Below are 7,381 nucleotides of genomic sequence, written 5' to 3' on the forward strand. Positions count from 1 at the left end.
AGCGCCCAGAACCAGGCGTGCAGCTCGATGTTGTCGCGATGCGCCTCGTCGATGGCGATGGCGAGCGGATCAATGCCCCTGAAACGCGGCTCCTGGAACGGCCCGGGATACAGCGTGCTCCCCTCGTAGGTCACCTCGAGAAGCAGAAAGTTGAGGTTGCACCGGGCCAGCCTGCGAACGACCTTGCGAATGCCCTCTGCGCTCGCGGGCAGTGTCTTCATCTCGATCCAGATGCCTCGCCCCTCGACCGCCGGGGCGGCGGGCGGCGACTGGTTCTCCATCGATCCCCCCTGCGCCGGGGTGGGAATCGGTCCAGGAAAGGAGACCGACGGCGCCTGGGCGCGCGCGATGCCCATGAGGAGCAGCACGACTGCGGCGAGTAGAACGGCACGAAGAGTTGGGGAACGCATGGGGCGAGCAGTTGGCGTCGGGCCGACGCAGGTCCTCCTCGATGAAGGAGAACCCTTGGTCCGGTGACGTAATGGACTGCTGCAAGCCGTACCAGAATAATTTTCAGCACGCATCGTGCGGAGGTCAGCTGACCACGTGAACAAGCCTTTCCGCCTCTCTTTGGCTCTCATGCTCATGATCTTCGCTACCGCGACCGCCTTCGCGAAGCCCTCTGAAGACGCTCCCACAGCCGACCCGAAGCGCCATGTGATCACCCCGGTCGTGGGCCGCAACCTCTCGTACGTGGTCAAGCCCGGCGAAGATCTGTACGTGCTCGGCCTGCGTCACAAGCTGGCCATCGAGCATCTCATGTGGGCCAACGGCCTGACGAGCGAGCAGGTGAAATCGGGAACGCGCATCGTCATCCCCCTCCAGCACGTGCTCCCCGCAACGCTCGACAACGGCCTGATCATCAACCTGCCAGAACGAGGCGTGTATCTCTTCAAGAATCACGAGTGCGTGGCGTTCTACCCCTGCGCCATCGGCATGGGCGGCCGCTTCGCAACGCCGACCGGCGACACCCGCATCGTCAACAAACAGATGAATCCCACCTGGGACCCGCCCGAGTGGGCCAACCAGAAGGAGCCCGTGGGACCGGGTCCCAACAATCCGCTGGGCGATCGCTGGATCGGTCTGGGAATCCCCGGCGTCGGCCTCCACGGCACCACCCAGCCCATGTCCATCGGACAGAACGCCTCCCACGGCTGCATGCGCATGTACCCCGCCGTGATCCGCGAGCTCTTCGAAGAGGTCAAGGTGGGCATGCCGGTGCGCATCATGTACGAGACGGTGAAGGTGGGCGTCAGCTCGGAAGACGGCCAGGTCTACCTGCAGACCTATCCAGACGTTTACGCGCAGGCGGGCGACAGAGCGACCCTCATCCGTGAGAAGCTCGAGCATGCCGGGCTCTCCGAATTCGTCGATGACGAGCAGCTCAAGCGGCTGGTGGCCGACAAGAGCGGGCTCCCCCAGCATGTGCTGGGCGACGACATCGTCGTCAAGGTGAACAACCAGCGGGTGACCACCACCGTCGCCCCGTTCATGCGCGACGGTCAGATCTGGACCTCGGCCGAGGTGCTGCGGGCGCTCGGCGCACAGGTGCGCCTGGAAGACAAGGTGCTCACCGTGAGCCTCAACGGCAAGACGGTTCGATTCGATGGAGAGCCAAAGGAGAAGGCTCCCGCACCTCCCGTAGCGCCCGCATCTCCCGCGGCGCCCGAGACCACGTCGACGCCCTTGCCCTTCCCCTCGACCTCCGCCTCTGCGGAGGCACACGCGGTTGACCCGAAGGTTGAATCACTGGCCTACACCCCGCGACGCTTCAACGGGAAATCGCTCGTGCCCGTGAAGCCCGTCTTGCAGTCGTTCGGACTGACCTTCAAGTGGGTGCCCAAGTTCAAGACCCTGCTCATCTACACCGCCCACGCGACGCCGGGCTCGTAGGCCAGGCAGACGAGGCTGACACCGACATGAAAGAGAAGATCCTGGTCGTCGACGACGAGGAGAGCATGGTCGACGTGATCCGCTACAGCCTCGAGAAGGCGGGCTATCTCGTGTGCTCGGCCAGTGACGGCGAAGAAGCGCTGCGGGTCGCCCGCGAGGAGAAGCCCAACCTCGTCGTGCTCGACCTCATGCTCCCGCGTCTCGACGGGTACGAGGTCTGCAAGATCATGTGCGTCGAGTTCGGCATGCCCATCATCATGCTCACCGCCAAGGACGACGAGGTCGACAAGGTGGTGGGGCTCGAAGTGGGGGCCGACGACTACCTCACCAAGCCCTTCAGCCCCCGCGAGCTTGTGGCGAGGGTGCGGGCGCACCTTCGTCGCGACAAGCGCAGAGCGCCGCAAGAAGCACCCAACGAGATGCGCTTCGGAGAGCTCTCCATCAACTTCGACCGTCGCGAGGTGCACCTCGGCCCGCGCCGCATCGACCTGACGCCGCGAGAGTTCGACGTTCTCAGCCACCTCTCGCAGAATGCCAACAAGGTGGTCACCCGCGAGAGCCTGCTCGACAAGGTGTGGGGATACGACTACTACGGCGAGGACCGCATCGTCAACGTGACCATCGCGCGGCTGCGAGAGAAGATCGAGACCGATGCCGCCCATCCTCGCTACGTCACGACCGTGCGCGGCGCCGGTTACCTGTTCCAGAAACCGGACGACACGCCGAGATCGTGACGGCGATTCCCCGTCCGCATCGTCTGAGCGGTCGCACGCGGGCGTGGGCCTGAACCGCCGTGTTCCGCAAGCTCGCCTGGCAGCTCACCACCTCGTACATCCTCGTCATTCTCTGCTCGCTCGGCATTCTCGGCTTCTACATGCTCAGCGAGCTCGAAGACGGCTTCACCCACGAGCTCTCGACGAGCGTGCGCCAGCAGGCCATGCTCGTCGCCGGAACGTGGTCGAGCTATCTCGAGGAAGGCCCGGTGAGCGAACGCGAGAAGCGTCGTCTGTGGCAGCTGTCGCAGCGTCTGTCGTGGCAGAACGGCAGTCGCATCTACGTGCTCAACCATGTGGGAAAGCTCATCGTCGAGGCGGGAGGCAGCGCCCCCGCCGAGCTGGGGACGCGAGAGACCGTGCAGCTCGCCTTTGCAGGTCAGGAACAGACCGTGGTCGAGGTCGACACCAGCGACCCGGGCGTGAACCTCGTGTCGCTGGCCTATCCCATTCTCGTGCGCACCCCCGCCACCACAAACCAGCCCGCCCGCGAGTCGGTACAGGGCGTGGTGTACGCCAGCCGCCCCACCACGTTCATTCGCTCGACCCTGCGCAACCTGCAGAAGCTGTTCTTGTTCGGAACCGTGATCTCGCTGGTCATCAGCGGGCTGCTCTCGCTCTTCATGTCTTCGTACATCACCCGTCCGCTACGATTGCTCTCGCGCGCGGCTGACCGTCTGGCCCAGGGCGATCTCGACATCCAGGTGCCGGCCTCGCGCGCCAACGAGGTGGGAGAGCTGGCCGAGCGCTTCAACTTCATGGCGCGCCAGCTCAGCCGCTCGACCGGGCTGCTGCTCGAAGAGAAGAACAAGCTGGCGGCGGTTCTGGCCCACATGGCCGATGGGGTGCTGATGCTCGACACCCGGGGCCAGGTGCTCGTCATGAACCCATCCGCCGTCGACATGCTCGGCAGCGCGGGAGGGCGCATCGATGCCTCCGACCATCCGCTGCGCGGGGGGCTCGACAAGGCCTTGCAGACGAATGAGGAGATCAGCGAGGACATCGCGCTCGACGGCGGGCGCGTAGCCCGTGCGGTCTACTCCCCCGTGGGCTCGGAGAGCGGCGCGGTGGTGGGCTACGTGGTGATCATGCACGACATCACCGAGCTTCGGCGACTCGCCGAGCTGAAGTCGGAGTTCGTCTCCGACGTGTCGCACGAGCTCAAGACGCCCCTGGCCTCGATCAAGGGGCTGGCCGAGGTGCTGCTCGACGGCGCGCTGCAAGAGAAAGACGCGCCGCGCTTCCTGGTGTCTATCGGGCGCGAGGTCGATCGCATGGCCAGGCTGGTGAAAGACCTCTTGAACCTCTCGAAGATCGAATCGGGCGTCGTGAAGATGGAAGCGCGCCCGTTCGACCTGCGCGCACTGGTCGAGGAGGTCATCGACGGTCTCAGGGGCCGCGCGAAGAGCCACCGCGTGACCATCGACCTCACGGTCGAGGGCCTGGTATGGGCCAACGGCGACCGGGATCGGGTCGAACAGGTGGTGGTCAACCTGCTCGACAACGCCCTTCGCTACTCTCCCACCGATTCCCGGATCGAGGTCGTGGTAGGCCACGACGATGAGACCTGCCGGGTCGAGGTGGCCGATGCCGGCATCGGCATTCCCACCCGCGATCTCGAGCGCATCTTCCAGCGGTTCTACCGCGTCGACAAGGCGCGCTCGCGAGAGAAGGGCGGCACCGGCTTGGGGCTCTCCATCGCCCGCCAGATCGTCGAGCGCCTGGGCGGGCGCATCTGGGCGTCGAGCGAGGGAGAGGGGCGAGGCAGTCGCTTCACTTTCACGCTACCCGCGGCCTCGCGTGAAGCGATCACAGAGGCAAGAGAGCCGGGCTCCACCCCATGAGTGATGAGAGGAATGGAGAGATGAAGAGATGAGCCTGCGCAATCGGGTGATCGTGCTCGACTTCGACGGAGTCGTGTGGGACAGCGTCGGAGAGTCGTTCGAACAGGCCTGGCTGGCCTGGAACCAGCTGCATGGTGGTGTCGGATTTGCTCACGACGAGGCCGAGCGCATCTTTCGCGACGCGCGCTGGCAGTGCAAGGACGGCCACGACTTCTACATCGTGATGTCGCTCATGCGCGATGGCGTCACCGACATCGGCGGCCTCTCGGCAGACGACTTTCGTCGCCAGCGCGAGACCCTGGCGCGCGAAGACGAGGCCGAGCGCTTCGTGCACGCGTTCTACGCCAGCCGAGAGCACATGCGCACCCATGCGTTCGAGCGCTGGTGCGCCTTGCAGCGCCCCTTCCCCGGCGTGGTCGACCAGATCAACGCGCTTCGGGCAGAATCGAAGGGCGTGGCCGTGGCCACCACCAAGGACGCCCCTTCGGCCCTTGCCCTGCTCGCCCACGCAGGCATCGAAGGCCTGCCCGTGTACGGCCGTGAGGTGAGCCTCGACAAGAACGACCACATGCGCGCCATCCAGGCCGAGTTCGGCGTGACGGGCCACGACATGGCCTTCGTCGAAGACCTTCTCGAAAACCTGCGCAACGTAGCGGCACAGGGCCTGCGGCTGGTGCTGGCCGACTGGGGCTACAACACCGCGGCAGAGCGCGACCAGGCCCGTGCCGAAGGGGTCACGGTGGTCTCGCTGAACGACTTCGCCGCGCGCATGCGCACGCTCTGGAGCGACTGAAGCGCCGAACCCTCAATCACGCGGGTAGCGAGCTGACCCCCAGACCGCGTGGGGGTTTCTCGGGCTGACACCCAGACCGTGTGGGGGTTTCTCGGGCTGACACCCAGACCGCGTGGGGGTTTCCCGGGCTGACACCCAGACCGCGTGGGGTACCCTACGGCGCCCCGGCCGCGCGCGGGTCTTGTCAGCAACCGGCTCGTCCTGCGGTCGCACGCTGTCTTTCTTGTCTATCTCGCCTCTTGTCTCCTCACTGTGAATGGAGAGCATTTGCGAGGGGTCGACGTGTCAACCTCTTCTGCGGGAGCGCAGCAATTCAGCAGCTGTACGCCCTGCTGGCTCTCTACAACATGGTCCGTGGCCTGATGGCCGAAGCGGGCCGTCGTCACGCAGTCAATCCGCTGGATATCAGCTTCATCTCCACCCTTCGCATCATCCAGGAAACCACACCCCGATACCAGGCGGCAGACGAGGAGTTGCGTCCACAAATCCTTGTCCAGCTCTACAAGGACATCGCCGACCTCCGCAATCACAGGCCACGCCGACGACGACAGTGTCCGCGGGCCGTCAGGATCAAGATGACCAAGTTCCCGCTCAAACGAAGCCACCACTGCGAACGACAACTACACGTCGACCAAGCGCTCAGGATGGGGGGAGGTCGCTAATTCATGGGCATTGCTTCTAAGTGCCGTTGGGAGGTCCGCGTGGACGGTAAACTCGGCATGCACGCAGCCGTGAGACTTGGGATGGGCGTCTCGGCGCGCGGGGCGGTCTCCCGCATCGCAAACTCGCTTGACGCGCTGCTGCAGCATCGTCTTGATTGCTTGAATGGCCTCTTCCTATCCGGGAGGGGGAGCTTCTACTGGCGTTGATTTCATCGTGACGTCACCAGAAATGAGATTCCGCAACACCTGACTGCTTCCTCCAGACCTGCTTCTTCACGCCCATAGGTCTTTCCGTGGCGGCAACGCCGAACGGCCCCATCCTTCTCCAGGACGAAGTGCTCCACCACGGCGTTGCCGGTCTGTCTTGTGACCGAGTCACTTCGATGTCGAGCACAACGCGATCACCGCATTCGATGCATGGAACGATGGCCACCCACACTGTCAAGAGACGCGAGATTTCCCGCAGTCAACAGACGCCCTCTTCCGCCTTCTCGCGAGCAGGCTCGAAGCCTCGCTGATCTACGCCTGGTCCCCGACGGTCTGACTCGCGAACGGTGTAAGTGCACCGATTACGTTCCTACGCAACCGGTCCCAACAGCTCAGGGTGCGGGAGGCTACCGGCGGCACGGGCCCTGCCCAGACTTACTCCCTCCCTGGGAGCATGCTGTGCTACGACAGTGAGGGTCATTGCAAGGCGAGTGTTGCGAGAGTTCTGGGCAGAGCCCAGACACGGAGATGCCGAGCAAGGCCTGAAGGCGTGGCTTGAAGAGGTTTCTCGCGCCAACCGTAAGACCCCGGCCGACGTCAAGACTCACTACGGCAACGCGAGCATCTTGAAGAACGGGCGCGTGGTGTTCAATTTCGGCGGCAACAAGTATTGCCTCGTTGTCGCGATCAAGTACAGTGCGTCCATCGTGTTCGTACGATTCACCGGCACGCACGTGGTTTACTAACCGTCCAGTAGTAGTCTCGACTGCGGCTCGCAAGTCGTCGCCGACCTCGGTGCCCTCCGCGTCTGCGCTCCTCGGCGTACTACCGAGAGTACGCCTGCGGTGCTCGCTTGTGCGGGCTACCGATCTCGTCTCCTGTTTGCTCACCTCGTATCGTTTCTACTACTGGACGGTTAGTATGCAGAGGAGACATGAGCGTGGGTGAGATTAAACCTGTTCGAAATGAGGAATAGTATCAGCAGGCCCTTCTCGAGATCGAGAACCTATGGGCGTGTGAGCCGGGAACTCCTGCCCATGATCGTCTCGAGGTTCTCGCGATTCTGGTGGATGCCTTCGAGCGCGAGAACTTCCCCATCAACGCGCCAGACCCCGTGGGAATTACCAGAGCTGACCCCCAACACCAGTGGGGGTTTCCCCAGCCAACCCCCAGACCGCGTGGGGTTTCCAGGGCTGACCCCCAGACAGC

8 protein-coding genes are annotated in these 7,381 nt (G+C 64.1%); 7 read left to right on the plus strand and 1 reads right to left on the minus strand.

Annotated elements, in window-relative coordinates:
* On the minus strand, positions 1-410 hold a 410-nt coding region (locus EB084_15840; protein ID NDD29730.1), incomplete at its 3' end, for a hypothetical protein.
* Positions 411-546: 136 nt separating this feature from the next.
* Between EB084_15840 and EB084_15845 the strand changes: the two genes are divergently transcribed.
* The 7 genes from EB084_15845 to EB084_15875 all read left to right on the plus strand — a co-directional run bounded on the left by EB084_15845 (position 547) and on the right by EB084_15875 (position 6,918).
* On the plus strand, positions 547-1,893 hold the full coding sequence (locus tag EB084_15845; GenBank protein ID NDD29731.1) for a hypothetical protein: 1,347 nt from the start codon (positions 547-549) through the stop codon (positions 1,891-1,893).
* Positions 1,894-1,919: 26 nt separating this feature from the next.
* Positions 1,920-2,627 (plus strand): DNA-binding response regulator, encoded by a 708-nt coding sequence (locus EB084_15850; GenBank protein NDD29732.1) that lies wholly within the window; start codon positions 1,920-1,922, stop codon positions 2,625-2,627.
* A 59-nt stretch (positions 2,628-2,686) separates the two neighbouring features.
* Positions 2,687-4,510, plus strand: coding sequence for a HAMP domain-containing protein (locus tag EB084_15855; protein NDD29733.1), 1,824 nt, complete (start codon positions 2,687-2,689; stop codon positions 4,508-4,510).
* A 28-nt stretch (positions 4,511-4,538) separates the two neighbouring features.
* A complete protein-coding gene (locus EB084_15860) occupies positions 4,539-5,303 on the plus strand; it encodes an HAD family hydrolase (GenBank protein NDD29734.1) in 765 nt (254 codons plus the stop codon).
* Positions 5,304-5,650: 347 nt separating this feature from the next.
* The gene (locus EB084_15865; GenBank protein NDD29735.1) at positions 5,651-5,965 is read left to right on the plus strand and encodes a hypothetical protein; all 315 of its coding nucleotides are present in this window, start codon (positions 5,651-5,653) and stop codon (positions 5,963-5,965) included.
* A gap of 3 nt (positions 5,966-5,968) precedes the next feature.
* Positions 5,969-6,172, plus strand: coding sequence for a hypothetical protein (locus EB084_15870; GenBank protein NDD29736.1), 204 nt, complete (start codon positions 5,969-5,971; stop codon positions 6,170-6,172).
* A 470-nt stretch (positions 6,173-6,642) separates the two neighbouring features.
* A complete protein-coding gene (locus EB084_15875; protein NDD29737.1) occupies positions 6,643-6,918 on the plus strand; it encodes a type II toxin-antitoxin system HigB family toxin in 276 nt (91 codons plus the stop codon).
* Positions 6,919-7,381 lie beyond the last annotated feature (463 nt).

Source organism: Pseudomonadota bacterium (assembly GCA_010028905.1).
Lineage (GTDB): Bacteria > Vulcanimicrobiota > Xenobia > RGZZ01 > RGZZ01 > RGZZ01.